The organism is uncultured Psychroserpens sp. (assembly GCF_947492715.1).
Lineage (GTDB): Bacteria > Bacteroidota > Bacteroidia > Flavobacteriales > Flavobacteriaceae > Psychroserpens.
Window position 1 is genome coordinate 1,063,322 of record NZ_CANLNS010000001.1, and the last position, 23,309, is coordinate 1,086,630.

Below are 23,309 nucleotides of genomic sequence, written 5' to 3' on the forward strand. Positions count from 1 at the left end.
AGCTTAATTTCTTTTTAAAAGTATCCTTGACGTTTTCTATCTTCCATTGCCGATTCAGAACGCTTATCATCACTTCTATTTCCTCTTTCGGTTTGACGCATTCCAGAAACTTCATCTGCTATTTTTTCTAGGGTATCGGCATCAGATTCTATCCCACCTGTGATGGTAATATCGCCTAAGGTTCTAAATCTTATCTTTTTAGTTACAATCTCTTCGTTGTCTTCAAGAACTAAAAACTCTGAGTTTGGTATCCAGCTATCTTGTCTCCAAACCACTTCTCTTTCGTGTGCAAAATACAATGACGGAATAGCAATGTTTTCTCTTTTAATATAGTTCCAAACATCCATTTCTGTCCAGTTACTAATTGGAAACGCTCTAAAATGTTCACCTTCAAAATGTTTTCCATTAAAAATATTCCACAATTCTGGTCGTTGGTTTTTTGGATCCCATTGTCCAAAATCATCTCTATGCGAGAAAAAGCGCTCTTTTGCTCTTGCTTTTTCTTCATCACGTCGTCCACCTCCAATAGCACAATCGATTTTATTGTATTCTATAGCGTCAAGTAAGGTTGTGATTTGAAGCGCATTTCTAGTAGCGTTTTTTCCTTTTTCTTCGGCAACTCTACCTTCATCAATAGATTCCTGTACAGAACCAACAATAAGTTCTACACCTAAATCTTTAATAATATCATCTCTAAACTGAATCGTTTCAGGAAAATTATGACCTGTATCGACGTGCATTAATGGAAAAGGAATTTTAGCAGGATAAAATGCTTTTTTAGCCAAATGTGTTACTAAAATAGAATCTTTCCCTCCTGAAAATAAAATTACTGGATTGTCAAACTGAGCCCATACTTCGCGTAAAATATAAATGGCCTCACTTTCTAATTCGTCTAAATAATTTAAATAATACTTACTCATTGTTGAGTTGTAATTTTGTTGTTATTAAATCTACTATTCTTTTTACAGAATCTTCTATAGATTCATCCTCAGTTTTTATCTCAATATCTGGAGTTTCTGGAGCTTCATAAGGCGCCGAAATCCCAGTCATATTCTTTATTTCTCCTGCCCTTGCTTTTTTATAAAGCCCCTTAACATCTCGTCGCTCACATTCTTCAATACTTGTGTTTATATAAACTTCGACAAAGTTAACATCTTTAACGATAGTTCTGATGTTCTCTCTGTCTTTTTTATATGGAGAAACGAATGCTGCTAAAACAACTAGTCCTGCATCAATCATTAAGTTGGCTATTTCGGCTATACGTCTAATATTTTCTTTTCTGTCTTCTGGAGAAAATGATAGGTCTTTATTAATACCTTTTCTAATATTATCTCCATCAAGAGCATATGTTTTTACTCCATTTTCAAAAAGTTTTTTTTCAACTAAGTTAGCAATGGTGGACTTTCCAGAACCAGAAAGGCCTGTAAACCAAATTAAAAAAGAGCCGTGTTTATTAGCTGCTATTCTGTCGTTTTTAGAAACCTGATAGCTATGGGGAATAATGTGTTTTGACATGTTATCTTTTTTTACCGAAAAAAAAATGTCTAATTCTGCCTAAAGGGAGTTTTAGCCAAAGTCTCTCGTGTAAGTAATACAATGCGAATTTCGTAAATAATTCTGTAAGTGCAATATATAATGCTATTTCATCAAAAGCATCTAAGACAGACCCTGAAATTACAAAGGTCATTGAAGTGGCAATAATGCGCCACGAAATTGTTTTTTGTAGTGTTTGTTTTTGTTTTACAGTTTTATGCACCAACACTCTTTGCCATATTCTCTCATGAACATAATACACTAAAAATTTAATAAGAAATTCTATAGAACCTATCTTGATAGCGTTCTCAATACTACAATGTCCTGTAATACAAGTAATGAGCAGAACAACTAAAATAGTATCTGTAGTTGCTACAATTCTCCATGAAATCCCTTTTAAGAGACTTCTAATATGCGACTCTTTCTTGTAAGTAGTCATAGTTAAGATATTAACTCTTAGAAACTATAAACCATGGGTTTAATAAGTTTTCTTTATTGTAAAGTAATGATGCATTTGTTTCTTTCGAAATAACCTCAACTCCTACAGCCTCACAAATGGCTTGTCCGGCTGCTGTATCCCATTCCATTGTTGGTGCAAATCTTGGATACACATCTGCACTGCCTTCGGCCACTAAGCAAAATTTAAGTGAACTTCCTTTAGATACAATTTCAACATCATAGTCTTTTTCCTTTAAATCATTAACATAATCTAAAGTTTCTTGGCTCATATGAGATCTGCTTCCTACAACTTGAACTAATTGAGATGTATTGGTTTTAGGTTGAAGCGGGATAGCATTTTCACTAATTGAAGCTAACGATGTATCATGTTCCTTCAATTCGCATTTGTATGCTTTATTTTGTTCTACATTAGCAAAGTACAATGTTTTCACAACAGGAACGTAAATAACTCCTAATATAGGTTTTCCTTCTCTAACCAATGCGATATTAACTGTAAATTCGCCGTTACGCTTTATAAATTCTTTGGTGCCATCTACGGGGTCTACAACCCAGCAAGTAGACCATGTCTTTCTAATCGTAAAATCGGTTTGCTTATTCTCTTCACTAATAATAGGAATAGATGTAGGTTCTAAATATGAGTTAATAACATCGTTTGCTTTCTTATCGGCTTCAGTTAAAGGAGATTTGTCATCTTTAAGTTCAACATCAAACGCCGTATCATAAACTTGCATAATAACATCTCCCGCTTTAAGTGATGCTTCTATGGCAGTTTGTAAGTTTTTATTTATTTCTATACCAATCATATATGTGTTTTATTCCGTTCTCTAATTTCATTTTATGCGTCCACCCTAAAGCATGTAACTTAGATACGTCGGTTAGTTTTCTAAGTGTACCATCTGGTTTATCTGTATTAAACACAAGCGAGCCATTGTAACCTATAACATTTTTTATGGTTTCGGCCAGTTCTTTAATTGAAATATCTTCTCCTGTACCAATATTGATGTGCGTGTTTCTTATTTCTTTTTCGCCTTCTAAAAAGGTGTCTTTAAAACCTCTATGTTCCATAATAAACACACAAGCATCAGCCATGTCTTTAGACCATAAAAATTCGCGCTTTGGTTTACCTGTTCCCCATATCTCAACCGTGTTTTCTGATACCCCAAAGGACGACAAATATGTTTTTGCCTCTTCAATAGTTGATAGTCCTGTATCTTTCAATATCTCGTCAAATGCTGATTCACTTAATAGTTTTGAAAGGTGGATTTTTCTTATTAAGGCTGGAAGTACATGTGATTTTTCTAAATCAAAATTATCATTAGGACCATACAAATTGGTAGGCATTACCGAAATAAAATCTGTGCCATACTGCAAGTTGTAACTTTCACACATTTTGATACCAGCAATTTTCGCAATCGCATAAGGTTCATTTGTATACTCCAAAACGTCTGTAAGAAGATAATCTTCTTTCATTGGTTGGGGTGCATTTTTAGGATAGATACATGTGCTTCCTAAAAACAGCAGCTTCTTAACATTATTAATGTAGCTATGATGAATTACATTGTTTTGAATCATCATATTGGCGTATATAAAATCTGCCCTATAGACATTATTTGCTATTATGCCTCCAACTTTTGCGGCTGCTAAAAACACATATTCTGGTGTTTCTGTTTTAAAAAACTCGGCAACAGCAACTTGATTAGTTAGGTCTAGTTCTTTATGGGTTCTTGTAACAATATTGGTATATCCTTTTTGTTGAAGGTTTTCTAATAATGCACTCCCAACAAGACCTCTATGGCCAGCAACATAAATTTTTGAGTTCTTATTCATTTTCAAAAGATGGTTTCATAAATTCTATACTATTAGGTACGAGATAAACATCATTGGTGCTTTTAGTGCCTCCTTCCCAAGTTGGTACTTGTCTGTCTTTATCTGTTGGACCAAATATAACATGTAAGTTGGTGGTATTTGCGTTTCCGGATAACGAACATATATACCAGCCATCTCCTAATGATTTGATACTTGCGTTTTCATTTTTAAAATCTCCTGCCGCCGCTACACCTTTTACTACACCTTTCTCCAGATCAAAAATAGCATCTACTCTATTTGGATATACTCCTGATATTCTTAAACCAAAATAACTTCCTAAATCTCCTTTTTTTACTGTAAAACTAACCCCGTAATCTGCATCCTCTTTTGATCCTATTCCTTTAACTCTCACATAGGCATTTTTAGAATCTTCGTGCCTTGAAATATGGCTTATGCTATCTTTAGAATTATAAATTAAATCAGTGTTTTTAATTAGAGTATTTACACGACTCCAACCTTTAATGTTATCACTCGTGATATTTTTAGTGGTTTCAGGTTGTACTTCTTTTTCCGAAGTGTTTTTTTCTGAAACATCATTTTTAACTCCCCTTTTAATATCAAACGATGTGGTGATCGAATCTAGCAGAATGGGCGCAAGTTTTCTGTTTCCATACTTGTTTAGGTGAGATAAATCACTAAAATCATTTGCCGTTAAATTGATTTGATTAAAAATTCGGTTAAAATTAAAATGTGTTGCATTATGAGATTTTAAGAATGTTTCAATGTACTTCATTTTTCCATATTCATTCTTTTCGTAGATCATGTTTAAAGCAGGAGCTGTAACAAAAAGTAATTTTATGTTCTTTTCTTTACATTTTTCTATAATCCCCAAAATCAAGTCTTCACTTTCAGCATCTAATTTAATTTCTGAAGCGTTATCAACCAGAGTGCTATACTCGGATGCTACTTGTTTATAATCCTTTTTCTTGTTCTTTAACTCTTCTTTTAAGATGTGTGATTCATTAAGTTCAAAACCATCAATGTTAGCTTTGCTTAAGTAGTCTGTTCTGTTTCTGGTTTCAATAAGCTCTTTTGATAGATTATCGTGAAATCTAATCGTAGGACTCATAGCTCTAGGGTACTCGGTAGGCTCGTAAAACTTTCCTATTAACGATAGGTATTCTTTAGAGAATTTTAATTCATCTAAAGCTGCCATTTGAAGAAATTTTAATCGCTCGGTTTCATATTTTTTAAATTGCCATGGCGATATTTCAATAACCAACACTTGTTTTGGGTGCAGTTTTTCATTTTCAATAAAGTGATCAAATATTGCCTTGGTGATAGCAAAGTGTTGTGCAGAACTGCCAATGTTAACACTTTTAGTGTGAAGTATACTATCTACATACCTTGTATTATATGTTCTTTGAGATAGTGAATTCCCCATATACACAAAATCATAGTCGTTATCCTCATTTAAAAAATTATTATATGTGGTATGAAAAAACTCATCTTGGATACAATAGCGATCAATAACTTTAACCAGTATTACGGTAATGATTAAGAATATGATTGATTTTATATATAGTTTACTCATTACACTTTAGATTTAAAATTGAAAATAAATAAATTGTGAAGTGTCGTCATCTCCATAAACACCATAAAGCATAATTGTAAACACGATAATAATATAAAAAAGCCACCTAAAGATAATGGATTGCTTATTAAAAAAAGACAAGACATTTTTACGACTATGGATAATTTCAAAAACTAATAATAATACAATAAACACAAAAAGCGGAATCATATGTGTTTTTTCTAGTCCTAAGTTGTAAATAGAATCTGAAACGACAGATACATAATTATTTACAAAAATATTTTTGATTAAAAGTTTAGCATTAATAAACGTGTCTGCTCTAAAAAATATCCATGCGAAGCAAACAATGATAAAGGTTACAATTGAAAAAAAGAGGTTGTTAGAAAACTGCTTTTTATCTAGACCTAGTTTGGCGTATACTTTTTTTCTGTTTTTATATGTTGCTTTTTCTAATACTATTATTAGTCCGTGAACCGCTCCCCAAATCACAAAATTTATAGCTGCGCCATGCCATAAACCACTTAGCAAAAACACCAAGAACAGGTTAAAATATGTCTTGTATTTACCTTTTCGGCTACCTCCTAACGGAATATAGACATAATCTCTAAACCAAGTAGAGAGTGAAATGTGCCAGCGGCGCCAAAATTCTGTAATGGACTTTGAAAAATAAGGGCTATCAAAGTTTTTCATTAAATCAAACCCCATAGTTCTGGCTGTTCCTATCGCTATATCTGAATAACCTGAAAAATCACAATAAATTTGAAAAGCAAAAAGAACGGTTGCCAACACGACGTCAATGCCTTGATAGGCTTCAGGATTATTATACACCTGATTAACGACTACGGCAGCTCTATCTGCTATTACCATCTTTTTAAACAACCCAAATGCTATTAAAAGCAAACCAGATTTTACCCTTTCATAATTAAACTTATAGATTTTAAAAAATTGAGGTAATAAATGTGAAGCTCTCTCGATTGGACCTGCTACTAATTGAGGGAAAAAGGAGACAAAAGCAAAAAAGGCTAAAGCATTTTTTGTAGGCTCAAGTTGTTTTCTATAAATATCTATAGTATAACTTAGGGTTTGAAATGTATAAAAACTAATCCCAACAGGAAGAATAATATTTAGAGTTGAGATTTCCATCTCTCTTCCAAATAATGTAAATGCATCAACAAAAGTTTCAATAAAAAAATTGGTGTACTTGAAGTAAACAAGGAAGCCTAAGTTAACAAACAAGCTCACAAATAAGAGTCGCTTTCTAGTTTTGGAATTATCGGTCTTATGCATTTTAAGGCCTACCGAATAATCTACTAAGGAGCTAATTGCTATTAAAATAAGAAATCGCCAATCCCACCAACCATAGAAAAAATAACTTGACACAAGGATCAAAACATTTCTAGAAACTAAGTTTTTGGAAACAACCCAGTAGAGTGTTAAAACTACTGGTAAAAATATTGCAAAATCTATAGAATTAAATAACATGGTTAGTCTGTTATATAAGGCGTTGAAATCATTAAATGCTTAATATTAGGTTGATCCCCAACAACATTTATCTTTAACTTGTGGGCTTGATGTTGAGCGCTATTAGATCTAAATAATTTGTACTTGTTTACATCTGGCTCTAGCTTAATTGTGTCTTTTATGATTTGATTAACTCTAAATTTAATTTTAAAGTTTTCTGGTGTTTCGTTTTTTAAAATTTTTTCTATTCTGAATAGATTGAAATCAGCTCCATTGATACGTATTCTTTTAGAGTTGGATAAAAACTTTTCAGTATTGTTTCCTTCGCCATCAAATCCTGTTTTCTCTCCTTCTAGTTTAAACTTAAATGTTTGATGTTCTCTATCCATATCAAAAATAGTTATCGTCCATTCTTCTTCAATAGGAAATGGTTTACCAAGAGTAACACGGCTTATGCCTGGCATCCAGCTTTCAAACCCTTTTGAAGGTCTTTCTATATGATAAGAGCTTCGAAACTCGGATGGTTTTTTATCATCTATAAATACCTCAACATAACACGTATCAACTTTTCTTATTGAACGTTCTAAAACAAGTTCTACATTAGTAGTAGTTGAAGGTATTTCGATATCCTTATCTAACTGATTAGGCTGGATTATTATTCTTAAGTTTTCTTCCTTAATGTTATAATCTATAGCATCAGATTTTGGGAATTTTGAAAGCACTATTTGCCTCAATAATCTATTACCTTTTTCATTTGGGTGTACATTAGGATCTATTGTATTCCCCATTAATTGGTTTGGTGATATTGTATTTTCTTCTAAATGTGTTTTCCATTGCTCCCTTACATTAACAAAACCGCAATTGTATTTTTTCGCTATGGTTTGAATAGCCTTAGAATCAAAATCGTGAGACTTATTTATAGACTCTAGTCGATCACTTGGTGTATCCCAAACATAGTGATGGTCCAATAATAAAATATCGGCAGGAGTTTGTTTTCTTATATTTTTAATAAAGGCATCATAAAGACTGTCTTCTATACCATCATAGGCATGGAAAATGATAAGATCTGGATTTTCTTGATATACATCATGTTGAACCGTTTTGGTTAAATCTGGTATGGTAAATCCTCCTATAGGTTTGTGTTTATATGTAATCTTTGCATAAGGAAAACGTGCCTTAAGAGAGTCTACTAATAAACTGGTTTTCATACCACCAATTATAGACTGCCCATAAAACAAAATCTCTACTTGGTTTGGTTGTTCTTTAGTGCTGTTATTAAGTAGATATAATGTTCTGTCTATGCCTGTATGTTTTATATCTTCTTGCTGAGCAGAAGAGTCGGCACAACAAAAACATGTCACAGTAATGATCGCAAAGAAAAGAACTAAAAAACCTGACTTATTGTATTTCATTTACTCAAAGTAGTTTTTAATTCTATAACCACCATCTTTTAAGTATTGTTGTTTTTGCATTAACTTAATATCGCTAGACATCATATCTTCAACTAATGCTGGTAGGTCATACTTAGGTATCCATCCAAGCTTTTCTCTTGCTTTTGTTGCATCTCCTATAAGTAAATCAACTTCAGTTGGTCTATAATATTTTTCGTCAACAGCCACCACTTCTTTTCCTATTTCTACCTGGTAGTCTGGATTACTACAAGATTTGATATAGCCTTTTTCATTTGAGCCTTTGCCTTTAAATTCTAGTTCAATTCCAACATGATCAAAGCTCATTCTAACAAAATCTCTTACTGATGTTGTTTTACCTGTAGCAATAACCCAATCTTCAGGAGTATCAGCTTGTAAAATCATCCACATCATTCGAATATAATCCTTTGCATGTCCCCAATCTCTTTGGGCATCTAGGTTTCCTAGATATATTTTATCTTGAAGACCTAAAGCTATTCTAGATGTTGCTCTAGTTATTTTTCTAGTAACAAAAGTTTCTCCTCTAATAGGTGATTCATGATTGAATAAGATTCCATTACAGGCATAGATTCCGTAGGCTTCCCTATAATTTACTGTAATCCAATAGGCGTACATTTTAGCAACTGCATATGGACTTCTTGGGTAAAAAGGAGTGGTTTCTGTTTGAGGTACTTCTTGAACTTTCCCATACAACTCTGACGTTGATGCTTGGTATATTCTTGTAGACTTCTCTAATCCAAGAATTCTAACCGCTTCTAAAAGTCTTAATGTTCCAACACCATCTGCATTGGCTGTATACTCAGGTGTTTCAAAAGACACATGTACATGACTCATGGCTGCCAAGTTGTAAATTTCATCAGGTTTTACATCTTGGATAATTCTAATTAGGTTAGTACTATCTGTCAAATCTCCATAGTGTAATATGAAATTTTGATCTTCTTCATGTGGATCTTGATATAAGTGATCTATTCTTGCTGTATTAAACAATGATGACCTTCTCTTAACTCCGTGAACTATGTATCCTTTTTTTAATAAGAACTCACTTAAATAAGCTCCATCTTGACCAGTTACGCCTGTAATTAATGCTATTTTTTGTTGCATTTTTTCAATTTAAAACATTAAAATAATCCTAATGTGGATCTATTTATTAATCTGCAAATGTATGATTTTTGTCGCTATTTATCACACAATAAAGCGAAGCTTAATGCTGTGATAAACTCTTAAGAACTTCATCTACACTTTCTTCCCAATTTTTAAGAGGCTTATTAGTAAGCGTCTCTACTTTTTGGTTATCCAAAACACTATACTGTGGACGCTTAGCCTTTGAAGGATAATCTTCTATTGGTGAAACATTTGTTGTTTTGTTTAGGTAAGCCGATATGTGAGCCCCTAGGCCATACCAAGTCGTATTTCCTCTAGCTGAAAAGTGATAGACACCATAATTTTTAATCGTATTTTTAATCAAGAAAACAATGAAGTTTGATAAGTCTAAACAACTGGTTGGTGTGCCTTGCTGTGACGTAATTATGGTGAGCTTCTCATCGGTTTTCAATTTGTTGAAAATCGTTTTTACAAAATTCTTATTGAATTTAGAGTATAACCATGAGGTTCTGATAATAAAATAATCTTCTAGGTTTTCTTTAATGTATTGTTCGCCTAAAAGTTTGGTTTCACCGTACTGATTTATTGGGTTGGTAGTGTCGTCTTCTTTATATGGTCTCGTGTTAGTCCCATCAAAAACATAGTCTGTAGAGATATGAATTAAAGTAACATCATAGGTTTTGGAACTAAGTGCTAAATGTTTCACAGCGTTAGCATTAGCATCTAATGCTATTTCTATTTCAGTCTCGGCTAAATCCACATTGGTATAGGCTGCACAATTGATGCAGTAATCAAAATCATTTAATTTAAAAAAGCGGTCGACCTCATCCTTTTTAGTAATATCTAATTCTGACTTTTCAACGAAAACAAAAGTAATAGATTCAATATAATTACTAGAAATCTCTTTTATTGTTTTCCCTAATTGACCATTGGCTCCAGTGACTAAAACTTTACTTTTCATTTAAATAATCTGACAGTGTTGGTAATTTTATGTCTTTTTCAGAAAGTATGGCATCGCCTTCAGAAATTCCCCAATTTATATTTAAATCTTTATCGTTAAATATAATTCCTCTTTCCGACAGTTTATGGTAAAAATTATCGCATTTATAGTTAATAATCGTGTCGTCTTTTAACACCACAAAACCATGTGCAAAGCCTTTTGGAACAAATAATTGTTTTTTATTGTCTTCGTTAAGCTCTATTGAGAATGATTGTTTAAATGTTGGTGAATCTTTTCTTAGATCAACGCATACATCTATAACGGCTCCTTTGACAACTCTAACAAGCTTTGATTGTTCATAATCACCAATTTGAAAATGCAGTCCTCTTAAGACATTTTTACTGGATTTAGATTCATTATCTTGAACAAAATCGATAGTTAAACCTGTTATATTTTGAAATTTATCTGCATTAAAACTTTCAAAAAAATAGCCTCTATTGTCTTTAAACACCTGAGGGTTTATAACGTAACAATCTTTGAGGTGTGTTTCTTCTACAGTCATAGCAACTATAAGTTTTGTAAGTATGCTCCGTAACCACTTTTAAGTAAGGGTTCTGCTAACTTTGTAAGTTGATCTCTATCAATAAACCCCATTTTATAGGCGGTCTCTTCAATACAGCCTATTTTTAGTCCTTGTCGTTCTTCTATAACCTGAACAAACTGCGAGGCTTGCATAAGGGAGTTAAAGGTCCCTGTGTCTAGCCACGCTGTTCCTTTGTCTAAAATTTGAACTTTCAAATCTCCTTGTTCTAGATACGTTTTATTTACATCTGTAATCTCTAGTTCCCCTCTAGCACTTGGTTTTATGTTTTTAGCTATTTCGATGACAGAATTATCATAAAAGTAAATTCCTGGTACCGCGTAGTTTGATTTTGGGTTTGTTGGTTTCTCTTCTATTGAAAGTGCTTTGTTATTTTCATCAAAATCTACTACACCATATCGTTGCGGGTCTTGAACATGATATGCGAAAATAATTCCTCCATCGATATCGTTCAATTGTCTAAGTTTTTCTTCTAAACCTGAGCCATAAAATATGTTGTCTCCTAAAATTAGTGCGACTTTATCATCACCTACAAAAGACTCACCAATTATAAATGCTTCTGCTAGACCGTTTGGATTTTCCTGAACTTCATATTCAAAAACACATCCATAATCCTCTCCATTACCAAGTAATTCTTTAAATCTCGGAGTATCTTTTGACGTTGAGATAATTAAAATCTCTCTAATTCCCGCAGACATTAACGTTGTTAATGGATAATAGATCATTGGTTTGTCGTAAACAGGCATTAATTGTTTGCTTACAACTCTTGTTAATGGGTGTAACCTTGTGCCAGAGCCTCCTGCTAAAATAATTCCTTTCATTAGTTTTTATATTTATCTAAATACCAATTGATTGTTTTTTTTATTCCTGTTTCAAAGTTCTCATCTGCTTGCCAGCCTAATTCGCTTTCAATCTTAGAGGCATCAATGGCATATCTAAAATCGTGACCAGGTCTGTCTTTTACAAATGTTATTTGTTTCTTGTATGACTGTTGTCCTGGTTTTATTTCATCTAATAGCTCACATATTTTATTAGCTATATACAGGTTGTCTCTTTCATTTCGGCCACCTATATTATAAGTTTCTCCAGATATTCCATTTTGAAACACCAAATCTATTCCTTTGCAATGATCGAGAACGTAAAGCCAATCTCTAATATTCTTACCATCGCCATAGATAGGAATTTGTTCACCATTAATTGCTTTTCTTATAATTGTGGGAATCAACTTTTCATTATGTTGTTTTGGTCCATAATTATTAGAGCAATTCGTTGTGACTACGTTCATTCCGTAGGTGTGAAAATAACTTCTTACTATAAAATCTGAAGACGCTTTAGAGGCACTATATGGGCTGTTAGGCGCATATGATGTTTCTTCAGTAAACAATCCTGTTTCTCCTAATGTTCCATAGACTTCATCTGTAGAAATATGGTGAAAACGTTTAGATTCACATCCAGGTTTAAATTTGTTTGAACTTTCCATCCAGTGATTTTTTGCAACGTCTAAAAGATTAAATGTTCCAAAAATATTGGTCTTGATAAATTCATCTGGTTTTTCAATAGAGTTATCCACATGAGATTCTGCGGCAAAGTGAATAATTGCATCAAAATCATGAGTTTCAAAAAGCTGTTCGATTAAGTTTCTATCACAAATATCACCTTCTACAAAAACATAGTTCTCGTGTGTTGAAATTTCTTTTAAATTAGAAAGCTCACCTGCATAAGTGAGCTTGTCTAAATTTATAACTTTAACAGTGTTGTAATTTTTTAAAAAATATGGAATAAAATTAGACCCAATAAAACCTGCTCCTCCAGTAATTAAAATTGTTTTATTATTCATATTCTCTGGCATACTTTATCACTTTAGTTGCTACATACATTAAAAATAAAGCTATGATGGCTAATGCTGGAAATATTAGCGCATATTTCTTAGAGAGTTCATTAGATCTCAAGCCAATATCCGTGAAATCGGATAATACATCATAATATACATTTTCCTCAATCTTTAATTGGTCTAATACTCTTATAGAATCTCTAATATTAATTTCATTTCTAAATAAATCGTATTCTTTGGTTGGTGTTCTTTCCTGAGTAATTGGCAAAAGACCATCTACTCCAATAGACAAAGTTCCTTTTTCAGACTCTTGGTTTAATATTTTTATGTATGTTTTTTGTAGGGAATCTATTTTTCTTAGGTCCTCAAAATACATGGATTTCTTAATGGCTATAGTCGAATCTCTAACACGCATCATTTTTTTTGAGTAGTCGTTATTGAAGGTGCTCTCTAGGCCTTTTGATAAATCTTTAAAAATATCTCTTTTGGTAGACTCCACCTTGATGCTAAAAAGATCGCTTGAGTATAAATCCCTGTTATCAACAAAGTCTTCAAAACTAACGTCTTGAGCTCTAATACTGTCAATAGATTTTACGTATTTATCATATTCCTGAATGAGTTGATTTTCGGTTTCAGGACCTATATCTATTTCAAACTTTTTAATTGTTTTTAAATCGTCTTCGGGAAGATCAAAAATAACACCCAAACTCGTATAGTTTTCACTTTCTAGCAAAGAATTATAATAATCTATGTTAGACACCAATTGATACTTTGAATTAAAGTAAGGTTTTACTAACATCTCAGAATAAAAAACAGGTTCTTTTATTTTTTCTAAACCATATCCAAGAATTAAAGCCAATAACACCACAATCGAAATTAATTTGAAGTTTTCAATTACAGCTTTGATTAAGTATATTATTGAAGAGAAAATAGCCTTGAGAATACTTGATATAAAATCAAATATCTTAGTAAAGAAATTTCCAATAGCGTTAAATAAAATCCCTAAATCGACGTCTTCATTTGGATTATTATTAGGTAAATTTTCACTCATATCTGTTGTTATTTAAATATCTGTTGTAATATTTTTCGTGTTATTAAATATGTTGGTTTTACTCCCGAAGTCCCTAAACCTCCAGAAGCCAATGTGCTTCCTGTTTCTAATGGGTTGTCACTAGCATAATAAGCATATCTTACTTTTACATTTGGATTGATGCTTCCTCTAACTTTTGATGCCGCTTGAATGGCCTTTTGGTAATGCGCTCCTTCCATCTCAAGACCAATAACGTTCCATGTCGAGTTATAGAAAAACTTTAATATCTCCTTATTTTGAAGTGAGGTTCCTAAAACTGTAATCATTGATCCTTCATAAACAGCTACACCTTGGCCTTCTAAATCTGATTTACACAATTCGTTCTTAAAAGGATAGTTATCTGCTGTTCCTTCAAAAATGTGAGCTGAAGGAATCATAATATCTCCTTTTCCTCCTTCTAAAATACCTGCCTTACCCATTATAGATACCGATTCTACGTTTAAGTGAACTTTTTCACCATTCACCTTAACTGGTTTTAATAATTCATCTATAGTCTCATAGGCCTGTTCTCCAAACGCATAGTCCATAACAAATAATACTGGCATGTCTTCTTTTTTAAAGGCATCTCCTAGTTCAATATCTGTTTTAGAAAAGTCAATTTTTTCTGTATCAAAAATTTGAACATCTATATTGGTTCCAGAGGTGTCTTTAATATAGGTCATTCCTCTCTGCAACGCTTCTTTGGTGATTTTATTGCGTAATGTTTCGTTTTCCTTTTGACTTATTGCTTCATAAACCTCAAATATGTCTTTTTTAGATGTAAGTGTTTTAAGAGCAACAGGTGCAAAAATTGAGTTCATTACACTGTGCATGTTTGCACTTATAACATGAATTGGACGGTTTAAAAGGTTATTATTATATAACACCTCTTTAATGTTGTCTGCCCAAATTTCTCCATGAATATGGTGTCCTAGTCGTTCACGTAATACAGGACTAAAAGTTACAGTTCGTTTATTATTTCTAATGACCTCTTCAATAGCAAGTTTTCCCAACCAGTATACTATATGTAATAACCGTTCAGGTTTTGTTTTAGTTGCAAATAAGGCGTGTGCATTTGTTAACTCTTCAAAGGTTCTCCCTAAAATATTTGCGGTATGCGTAATAGCAATCTCACGCTCTTGTTGCGTAAGTTTCTTTTTAGAAAGTACTGCTTTTTCTAGTTTAATCCAATCTCTGGTTGTTGCGCCATCTTCATCAATTAAAACACGTTTGCTTATTTTATGAGATTCTACGAATAAAAAGGTTAAATGTGTGAGGATATCATATATTTCAGAGCGTCCTCTTGTAATCTCAATATTCATTTGTTCGTCATCAATTCGATAACAATTACGACGTCTTTTAGGGGGAATAATAGGTTTGAAATGTGAGCTACCATAACCTTCATCACTTGTAAGGTTAATAAATGTGCATTCTTCGATTCCTTCTGGGAGTCGATCTACAACATAAAGTAGTCCCTCTAGTTCTGCCTTTTCTTCAGCAATAGAACCATATATTTCAGGTCGTAATAAAAGTAAAGATTCTCTAAGTGTTTCACCTGAAACACCCATTGGTTTATAGAAGCCACGATTAAACAAGTGTCTCATCGTAACATACATTCTTTCAATAGCATTCGAGCTTTCTTGAGCTCTCGTTCTTTCATGATGTTTCTTTTTACTCATACGCATAGGTTTGCGCACAAATATAGCACTATTTAGTTAATTTTTGATGGTATATAGCATCTGCGATTTTTCTATCATTAGATAATCTTGGTATCTTGTTTTGACCTCCTAATTTCCCAATAGATTTCATATAATCCTGAAACCCATTCTTTCGTACAGTTGTAATTTTTAAAGGTTGTAGCACCTTTCCAGCAATGAGGTCGTAATAATAGCTGTTTTGTTCCTGTAAAGAAGCATCGATACGCTCTGCTAAACTTAATATATCCTGAGGCTCTTTTTCAAATTCAATAAACCATTCGTGAAACGGCAATCCAGATTCAGGGTTTATTTGCGGTGCTACCGTAAATTCTGAAACACTAACTAACGATGACTCTATAGCCTCTTTAAGAGATTGCTCTACTTCTTTACCAATAACATGCTCTCCAAATGCTGAGATAAAATGTTTTATTCTTCCAGACACAATAACACGATAAGGTTTTGTTGATGTAAATTCAACTGTATCTCCAATATTGTAAGCCCACAACCCTGCATTGGTTGAAATAATCATTACGTAGTTAACACCAACCTTAACATCGGAAATCATTAATCGCTTAGGGTTGTCGTCAAAAAAAGTATTGGCTTCAATAAATTCGTAGAATATTCCTGAATTGAGCTGTAGCAACATCCCCTTTTCATTTTGTGAATCTTGAAAAGCAAAAAAGCCTTCACTAGCTGGATACAACTCTATACTATCTACTTTTCTACCAATAAGGTTTTCAAATTTAGATCGATAAGGTTCATAATTAACACCTCCAAAAATGAATAGGTTGAAGTTTTTAAAAACCTCTCCAACTTTTTGTCCAGTTTTCTCCTGAATTTTCTCAAAATACATCTGAACCCAAGACGGAATTCCTGAAATGATTGTCATATTTTTTGGTAAAGTCTCTTCGACTATAGCATCCACTTTTGCTTCCCAATCTTCAATACAATTGGTTTCAAAGGATGGCATTCTGTTTTTTTGAAGATATTTTGGGACGTAGTGCGCTACAATTCCAGAAAGGCGCCCTAATTGAATTCCATTGCTTTCTTCGAGAATTGGGCTTCCTTGTAAGAAAATCATCTTGCCATCAACAAACTTACTCTTTCCTGTTTCAGCAATATACATTAAGATAGCATTACGGGCTGCCTCAACATGCGTTGGCATGCTTTCCTTTGTTAAAGGAATATACTTAGCACCAGAAGTTGTTCCTGATGTTTTTGCAAAATATAAAGGTTTCCCTTTCCAAAGTATATTTTCTTCTCCAGCAACAACCTTATCTACATACGGTTTTAAATCTTCGTAATCTCTAATAGGCACTCGTTTCACAAAGTCGTTATAAGAGTTTATACATTTAAAATCATGATCCTTTCCAAACATGGTATTGTTAGCGTCCTTAATTAACTTTCGAAAGACTTTTTGTTGCGTCTCAAGCGGTTTATTTGACCATCTTAAAATGGACTTCCTAACGTTTTTGGCAAATAGTTTTGCTAGTTTAGGTTTTAGTGATATCATTAATTAAAATCTATAAATTGTGTTGGATTTACTGGATATCCTTTTTTCCAAAGTTCAAAATGCAAATGCGGACCTGTAGTTAGCTCACCTGTATTACCAGCCATAGCTATAACTTCTCCCGACTTTACTAGATCGCCTTGTTGTTTCGTGATTGAAGCATTATGTTTATATACAGATATGAGTTCGGAGCCATGCTCAATAATAATCACGTAACCTGTTTCTGCTGTCCATTCAGCAAAAATTACAGTGCCATCTGCAGTGGCTTTTACAGGCGTGTCTTTTGCCACTACAACATCAACAGCAAAGTGTTTTTCTTTTAAGTTATAACCTTCAGAAATGGTTCCATTTACAGGGGGAAACAGCACAAAGTTAGATGAGGAGGTTGTGGTTTCAAACACATTGTATTTATCTTCTTTATCTACTAATTCTCTTAGCAATGAATCCTCTTTTGTTGGTGCTAAATCTAAATCGCTAGGATCTATAGTCGAGGCATCAACGATAGAGTCCCTGTTAAATTCGACCGTACTAACATCTCCAGTAAGCACTTTTTTTATGGATGCATAATATTGTTCATTGAGATTAATTACCTGTTGTAAAGAATCTGTTTTATAATTTAAAACGGTGGCTTTCTTTTTTAACTCTGTAGATGAGTAACCAGGGATATATTCTTTTAGCGATGTAAAAGCTATTAAAAATATAGTACCAGCAATTAATAAAATGGTGCCTAAAGACAAAATAACAAACACATTAAGTCGTGTTAATTTTATAGCAAAGCGCTCTTCAAAAGTGTCTTCGTTTAGGACAACGAGTCGATACTTATGTAGCAGTTTTTTTGAGAATTTTTTTTGTTTGTTTTTATTCGCCATAAGACTACAAAATTAAATAAAATTACTCCAAGTTATTCTGAGGACTCTTAAAGTTTAAATTTAAACGTTTAGTTTGAAGTTTAATTATTAAATTTGCAGTTCAAAATAATATATTATGATATCAAGTTCAATTTTTTTAGGAATGCCAGGATACGGTTCTATTATATTAATCGTTGTGGTTATATTGCTTTTATTTGGAGGAAAGAAAATTCCTGAACTTATGAGAGGTCTAGGAAGTGGTATTAAAGAATTTAAAGATGCCAGTAAGGAAGATGAAAATTCATCCGCTACAGATAAAAAAGAATAGAAATTTTACAATAAAAAAAAAGCCAACATTAAATGTTGGCTTTTTTTTTATTGTATCACTAATGATTTTATAATCGATTCGAGTTCAAAGACATAATCTCGCTTCTCTACTGAAGGCGCAAACACATAGCCTTCAACAATAATGTATCTATCGTTTACTTTATCTTCTACGGCATAATTTATAAATGGCCCAGACATAAAAGCGTTTTTCAAATCCCAAAGCCCTTTGGTTTCAAATGCTGGTTTATTATCTACAATCGACTCTTTTATGTAGGGTGTGAAATGTGGCTCTGTGGCCATATGAGACCCATCAACAGATCCTTCTATATGAATTTTACCCACAGAATCGCGTAATCTTATTACATCTAAAACAGTACTATCGCCTTTTCTTATAGCAGATAAGGGCACCTCATATACCATTAAATCAACATTTCCAGTTTTAATATCTCTTCTAATCCAGAAAAAGTCACCATCAGATTTAGCAATTCTATATGCGGATGGAAACTTAAGAGATATGCCTAACTGTTCTTTAATCTTGCTATCATTAAACAGTGATTTAGATGTTCTTCGTTGTCTTTCTGTTATTTCTGTCTTTTTAAAAGCATTAATAATTTTAGCTGCATTTGTTTCGATTTCATTAATTATCTCTGCATTTGTCATTCCAGATACAACCACCATTGTTTGAGGGGTAGCATAAGCATCTGCAGCTACCTTAGTAGATGCCTCTTTTCCCTTTTCTATTTTTAGAATCGTTCTGTTCTTTTTAGCAAATCCTGTGAAAACTTGTGTAGGCATTTGACTCATTGTGAATTGAGGTTCTTCTAAAGATAATCCTTCAACTGGTGCCGCTAATACATCTCTAATAGCGTCTCCAACTCGGCCTTCCCATAATTGATTATCTGCCACAACGACAACGCTATTAATGTTTCCTGATGACTTACCTACAAAGCGTTGTGCTTTTTTATCATCACACGAACTAAATAAAACAACGACTAACAGTAGGCTTAATGCTTTTTTTATCATTTTTTCTAAATTTATTACGCTTACTTAGATACAACAAGCGTCATTCCGATTTTTAGTTTGTTACTGCTAATATCGTTCCATTCTTTGATATTTTGAACAGAAACTCCAGGAAATTTTTGAGAAATGCTCCAAAGTGAATCACCTTTTTGAACTCTATACGTAGATTTTCCTTCGGTATTTATAACCTTTTTAGGTGTATTACTACTTACTTTAGAACCAGAAGATGTTGACGGTTTTCTAGGATAAATAGTGAGGCGTTGACCTATTTTTAAGTTATTACTTCTCAACCCATTCCAGCGCTTAATTTGGCTCACTCTAACTCCATATTTTCTGGCAATTTTTCCTAGATAATCTCCAGATCGAACCCTATATCTTATTTTACTACTGGCGTCAAAAAACTGAGGAAGTGGCTTTTCTCGTTTATTCAGTTCCTCCTCCACAAATGCATAAATTTGAGTTTCATTTGTTACAAATTTCCCAATGGCTTCGCGTGGTAACCTCAGCGTATAATTTTCTCCTTTTATGTATGGAATGATATCGAGTTTATAAGATGGGTTTAAAAACTGTAGTTGCTCTATGGGTACATCAACCAATTCTGAAACCTGATCTAAGGTTATCATTTTTTTCACATGTAAAGTATCTGTTTCTACATAGTGATAGTTTGGTTTCTCTATCTTGAAGCCATGCTCTTCGGCAAACTCAAATATATACATGGTTGCTAAAAAAGCAGGAAGATACCCAGCTGTTTCACGAGGGAGGTGAGGTCTAATATTCCAATAGTTTTCATAACCTCCAGAACGACGAATGGCTTTAGTCACATTTCCTGGTCCAGAATTATATGCTGCTAAGGCCAAATCCCAATCGCCAAAAATCTTGTAGAGTTTAGCCAAATACTTGCTAGCCGCTTCTGTTGATTTTATAGGGTCGCTTCGTTCGTCTACATAACTGCTTACATTAAGTCCGTACTCCTTTCCAGTTCCAAACATAAATTGCCATAGTCCTGTTGCTCCAACCCTAGACCTAGCTCTTGGTTTTAAGGCAGATTCTACAATGGCCAAATATTTGACTTCTAACGGAATGTCGTGGTTATCTAATGATTCTTCAAATAGAGGGAAATAATAATGACTTAAAGACATCAAACGAGACATGGAGTTTCGTCGATGCTTTAAATACGATTTTATAACACTCTCCAAAGATGGATTGTATTCAATATTAAAAGGAGTTCTTGCATTAAGGCGCTTTAGTCGAGCCTTTAAGGTATCTGTAGAAAGCTCAGGGTAGTTTACTGGGTCGTATTTTAGCTCAGAAACAGATTTGTAAATTGTATCAAACAAATTGTTGCTGTATAATTCTTCTAACCATTTCTCATCAATTTCAGCAGCTAGCTTATGATCTTCTAGCTTTCTAGATGTTGTTGAGTCTATTTTTGCTTTAATCCCAAGGTGTTTCTTAAAATACGTTTTACCATCAATAATGGTATCAACCACATAGGTTTCACCTTCAATAAAGTCTGATTCTGTTAGTCTTTGTGTTTTAAAAGTCTTTGGAATTGAATCTTGACCAAAGCCAAAAAAGCCGCAGAACAGAACACCAAACGTTAGGGTTATTAGTTTAGATTTCATTGGTTAACTATTTATCTATCTTAAACGACAGGTCAGCTAAAATCGTATTTTTTTAGTTAAAATGAAAGTTTAATTAGACAATTTAACAAGACTTGTAAGACTATTCTTAATGTTAATGTGTTTATAAACAGGTGTTTATTTTAAAATTGCAGCTATTCCTGGGAGCGTCTTACCTTCCAAACTTTCCAACATTGCTCCTCCTCCGGTACTTACATAACTCACCTTGTTTTCAAAGCCAAACTGTTTTACTGCCGCCACAGAATCTCCTCCTCCAACAAGCGAAAACGCTCCGTTTTTGGTGGCTTCTGCAATAGCCTCTCCAAGAGCAATAGTTCCGTTGGCAAAACTCTCCATTTCAAAAACGCCTAATGGTCCATTCCATAAAATCGTCTTACACTGCATCACAATATTATGAAATAAGGCATTAGATTTTGGCCCAGAGTCTAGACCTTGCCATCCTTTAGGAATGGCGTTAACATCTGTAATTTGCGTCTCGGCATCGTTACTAAATGCATTAGCAGCTACAACGTCCACAGGTAAGTGAATTTGAACATTTTTTTCTTTAGCTTGTTTTAAAATATCCATAGCCAAATCCATTTTATCGTCTTCACAAATAGAATCTCCTATAGTCCCCCCTTGAGCTTTTATAAACGTAAAAGTCATTCCTCCTCCAATAATAAGATGGTCAACTTTGTCTAATATGTTTTCAATAATCGTAATTTTTGAAGATACTTTAGCGCCACCTAGAACAGCTAAAACAGGTTTTTCTCCAGTTTTCATTACTTTATCAATACTTTCAATTTCTTGAGCTAGTAAATGTCCGAAGCATTTTGTTTCAGGAAAAAACTGCGCAATAATGGTTGTAGAGGCGTGCGCTCTATGCGCAGTTCCAAAAGCATCGTTTACATAAATGTCACCTAATTTTGAAAGTGCTTCTGCAAATGCGATGTCGCCTTGCTTCTCTTCTTCATGAAAACGCAAGTTTTCTAATAATAATATTTCTCCTGGTTTGAGGTTTGCCGCAGCTTCCTCTGCTTCAAGACCGATACAATTCTCAACAAATTTGATAGATACACCTAGCACATCTTCAACTTTACTCACGATATGTTTTAAAGAAAATTGATCTTGAACTCCTTTTGGTCGTCCTAAATGAGACATTAAAATACAGCTGCCACCATCTTCCAGAACTTTAATTATGGTAGGCTTTGCAGACATAACTCGCGTAGCATCAGTCACTTCAAAATTTTCATTTAGAGGAACATTGAAGTCTACTCGAATTAGTGCTTTTTTATGGTCAAAATTGAAATCGTTTAAAGTTTTCACAAGCTTAAATTATTTTTAGTTGTTAGGCTGTTCTGTTGTAAATCCAGAATCGATTAGCAAAATAAGTTCTTTAATGTTTTCTGAAATAATTTTTTGGAAGTTTTTTTTCATAATTGGCCTCATAAGAACCCCTAAAGGTTTAAAATCGGCGAATACTTCTATGTTTAGCTTGGTGTATCCGTTTTTTATCTCCTCTAAAACATAATAAACATGGACCCGCTTTGTAAATGGAATTTCTCTGGTAGCTTCGCCATAAACTAATTGATTAGACGCTACTTTCTTTTTAATTGTGGTCTGTTCAACATGTTTTTTATTAATTAAACATTGATGTTTAAGCCCAGACCTATTCACCTTATTCTTTTCATATTCTAACCGATCTACCCCTTTTACCCATAACAACCTATAATCGAAATTACTAATGACTTCGTAGAGCTCCAGAATTGGAGTTTGGATTGTTTCAGTACTATCAAAAAGTTTATGTTTAGGAACATCATCAGGAATTGGTTTTATCACTGGCAACAGTGATTTTAAATGCTCTAAAGGTTCATAAGAGATCTTGATATTTCCAAAATCATAAGTTTCGGTTAACATATTTAAAGAGGCATCAAGAGTTTCTGGAATTAATGTTTCAGTAAACATCGCATATTCTTCTAATGGAACCTTGTTTTTAAGCAACCTATGAACTTTAATAACATTACTTCCGTATGGTTTCTTAATGTCCTTTATTGTTATGAATTCAATTTCACCATAATGTACTATAAACTTTAGGCTCAGATTATATGCCGAAGAGCATGCACCACAATTACATATGCGTTGGAATTCATAGCGTTTTAAATGCTTATGAAAAGCTAAATACATGTCTTTTACCTGTTCCCTAATTTTGTTTAAATCAACCTGGTCTTCAAGTTTATATAAAAATAGGGCGTCACCTTCAATTTCTGCTAATTCCAAACCCATATTGTTATGATCAATAAGTAATTCTAGAAGTTCAGAAATAATATGACGACTGTGGTAAATATCTGTATTATGCACAAACTCGGTAAACCCTGAAATATCAGGAATAAAAAGAATAGCGTTTTGAGTCATTTTTTAATCTATAAGCAGCATTTTGTATGTATAAAAGTAAGTCGATTT

At 33.3% G+C, this 23,309-nt stretch carries 22 protein-coding genes; 1 reads left to right on the plus strand and 21 read right to left on the minus strand.

The window, feature by feature from the left end; genetic code table 11:
- Positions 1–14 precede the first annotated feature (14 nt).
- The 17 genes from cysD to Q0787_RS04815 all read right to left on the minus strand — a co-directional run bounded on the left by cysD (position 15) and on the right by Q0787_RS04815 (position 17,901).
- Positions 15–920 (minus strand): sulfate adenylyltransferase subunit CysD, encoded by a 906-nt coding sequence (cysD, locus tag Q0787_RS04735; RefSeq protein ID WP_298901101.1) that lies wholly within the window; start codon positions 918–920, stop codon positions 15–17.
- Positions 913–1,515 carry an adenylyl-sulfate kinase gene (cysC, locus tag Q0787_RS04740; RefSeq protein ID WP_298901102.1) on the minus strand — a complete coding sequence of 201 codons (603 nt, stop codon included), beginning with the start codon at positions 1,513–1,515 and terminating at the stop codon, positions 913–915. Before cysC ends, cysD begins: the two co-directional genes overlap by 8 nt.
- A 1-nt stretch (position 1,516) precedes the next feature.
- A complete protein-coding gene (locus tag Q0787_RS04745) occupies positions 1,517–1,972 on the minus strand; it encodes a DUF2061 domain-containing protein (RefSeq protein WP_298901103.1) in 456 nt (151 codons plus the stop codon).
- A 10-nt stretch (positions 1,973–1,982) separates the two neighbouring features.
- Entirely contained in the window at positions 1,983–2,795 is an 813-nt protein-coding gene (gene cysQ, locus Q0787_RS04750) for a 3'(2'),5'-bisphosphate nucleotidase CysQ (protein WP_298901104.1), read from the minus strand.
- On the minus strand, positions 2,773–3,819 hold the full coding sequence (locus tag Q0787_RS04755; protein ID WP_298901105.1) for a GDP-L-fucose synthase: 1,047 nt from the start codon (positions 3,817–3,819) through the stop codon (positions 2,773–2,775). The genes cysQ and Q0787_RS04755 overlap by 23 nt, the downstream gene beginning before the upstream one ends.
- Complete coding sequence (locus Q0787_RS04760; protein ID WP_298901106.1) at positions 3,812–5,392, minus strand: hypothetical protein; 1,581 nt, start codon at positions 5,390–5,392, stop codon at positions 3,812–3,814. The genes Q0787_RS04755 and Q0787_RS04760 overlap by 8 nt, the downstream gene beginning before the upstream one ends.
- 12 nt (positions 5,393–5,404) lie before the next feature.
- Positions 5,405–6,874, minus strand: a complete 1,470-nt coding sequence (locus Q0787_RS04765; RefSeq protein WP_298901107.1) for an MBOAT family O-acyltransferase — start codon at positions 6,872–6,874, stop codon at positions 5,405–5,407.
- Between the two features lie 2 nt (positions 6,875–6,876).
- Entirely contained in the window at positions 6,877–8,265 is a 1,389-nt protein-coding gene (locus Q0787_RS04770) for a hypothetical protein (RefSeq protein ID WP_298901108.1), read from the minus strand.
- The gene (gene gmd / locus Q0787_RS04775; RefSeq protein WP_298901109.1) at positions 8,266–9,384 is read right to left on the minus strand and encodes a GDP-mannose 4,6-dehydratase; all 1,119 of its coding nucleotides are present in this window, start codon (positions 9,382–9,384) and stop codon (positions 8,266–8,268) included.
- 100 nt (positions 9,385–9,484) lie between these two features.
- Positions 9,485–10,345, minus strand: a complete 861-nt coding sequence (gene rfbD / locus Q0787_RS04780; protein ID WP_298901110.1) for a dTDP-4-dehydrorhamnose reductase — start codon at positions 10,343–10,345, stop codon at positions 9,485–9,487.
- Positions 10,335–10,886, minus strand: coding sequence for a dTDP-4-dehydrorhamnose 3,5-epimerase (rfbC, locus tag Q0787_RS04785; RefSeq protein WP_298901111.1), 552 nt, complete (start codon positions 10,884–10,886; stop codon positions 10,335–10,337). Before rfbC ends, rfbD begins: the two co-directional genes overlap by 11 nt.
- Positions 10,887–10,891: 5 nt before the next feature.
- Positions 10,892–11,746 carry a glucose-1-phosphate thymidylyltransferase RfbA gene (rfbA, locus tag Q0787_RS04790; RefSeq protein ID WP_298901112.1) on the minus strand — a complete coding sequence of 285 codons (855 nt, stop codon included), beginning with the start codon at positions 11,744–11,746 and terminating at the stop codon, positions 10,892–10,894.
- Positions 11,746–12,774, minus strand: a complete 1,029-nt coding sequence (gene rfbB / locus Q0787_RS04795; RefSeq protein WP_298901113.1) for a dTDP-glucose 4,6-dehydratase — start codon at positions 12,772–12,774, stop codon at positions 11,746–11,748. The genes rfbA and rfbB overlap by 1 nt, the downstream gene beginning before the upstream one ends.
- A complete protein-coding gene (locus Q0787_RS04800) occupies positions 12,755–13,807 on the minus strand; it encodes a hypothetical protein (protein ID WP_298901114.1) in 1,053 nt (350 codons plus the stop codon). Before Q0787_RS04800 ends, rfbB begins: the two co-directional genes overlap by 20 nt.
- An 8-nt stretch (positions 13,808–13,815) precedes the next feature.
- Positions 13,816–15,504 carry a hypothetical protein gene (locus Q0787_RS04805; protein WP_298901115.1) on the minus strand — a complete coding sequence of 563 codons (1,689 nt, stop codon included), beginning with the start codon at positions 15,502–15,504 and terminating at the stop codon, positions 13,816–13,818.
- 28 nt (positions 15,505–15,532) lie between these two features.
- A complete protein-coding gene (locus Q0787_RS04810; RefSeq protein ID WP_298901116.1) occupies positions 15,533–17,035 on the minus strand; it encodes a GH3 auxin-responsive promoter family protein in 1,503 nt (500 codons plus the stop codon).
- The gene (locus tag Q0787_RS04815) at positions 17,035–17,901 is read right to left on the minus strand and encodes a M23 family metallopeptidase (RefSeq protein WP_298901117.1); all 867 of its coding nucleotides are present in this window, start codon (positions 17,899–17,901) and stop codon (positions 17,035–17,037) included. Before Q0787_RS04815 ends, Q0787_RS04810 begins: the two co-directional genes overlap by 1 nt.
- Positions 17,902–18,016: 115 nt before the next feature.
- On the opposite strand from Q0787_RS04815, the gene tatA reads away from it, so the two are divergent.
- The gene (gene tatA, locus Q0787_RS04820; RefSeq protein WP_298901118.1) at positions 18,017–18,208 is read left to right on the plus strand and encodes a twin-arginine translocase TatA/TatE family subunit; all 192 of its coding nucleotides are present in this window, start codon (positions 18,017–18,019) and stop codon (positions 18,206–18,208) included.
- A gap of 47 nt (positions 18,209–18,255) precedes the next feature.
- Here the strand turns inward: tatA and Q0787_RS04825 are convergent, their stop codons facing one another.
- The 4 genes from Q0787_RS04825 to Q0787_RS04840 all read right to left on the minus strand — a co-directional run bounded on the left by Q0787_RS04825 (position 18,256) and on the right by Q0787_RS04840 (position 23,261).
- On the minus strand, positions 18,256–19,230 hold the full coding sequence (locus Q0787_RS04825) for a DUF4837 family protein (RefSeq protein WP_298901119.1): 975 nt from the start codon (positions 19,228–19,230) through the stop codon (positions 18,256–18,258).
- Between the two features lie 20 nt (positions 19,231–19,250).
- A complete protein-coding gene (locus tag Q0787_RS04830; protein WP_298901120.1) occupies positions 19,251–20,852 on the minus strand; it encodes a LysM peptidoglycan-binding domain-containing protein in 1,602 nt (533 codons plus the stop codon).
- Positions 20,853–20,987: 135 nt separating this feature from the next.
- Positions 20,988–22,175 carry a phosphoglycerate kinase gene (locus Q0787_RS04835; protein WP_298901121.1) on the minus strand — a complete coding sequence of 396 codons (1,188 nt, stop codon included), beginning with the start codon at positions 22,173–22,175 and terminating at the stop codon, positions 20,988–20,990.
- A 15-nt stretch (positions 22,176–22,190) separates the two neighbouring features.
- Positions 22,191–23,261 carry a DUF2652 domain-containing protein gene (locus Q0787_RS04840; RefSeq protein ID WP_298901122.1) on the minus strand — a complete coding sequence of 357 codons (1,071 nt, stop codon included), beginning with the start codon at positions 23,259–23,261 and terminating at the stop codon, positions 22,191–22,193.
- Positions 23,262–23,309 lie beyond the last annotated feature (48 nt).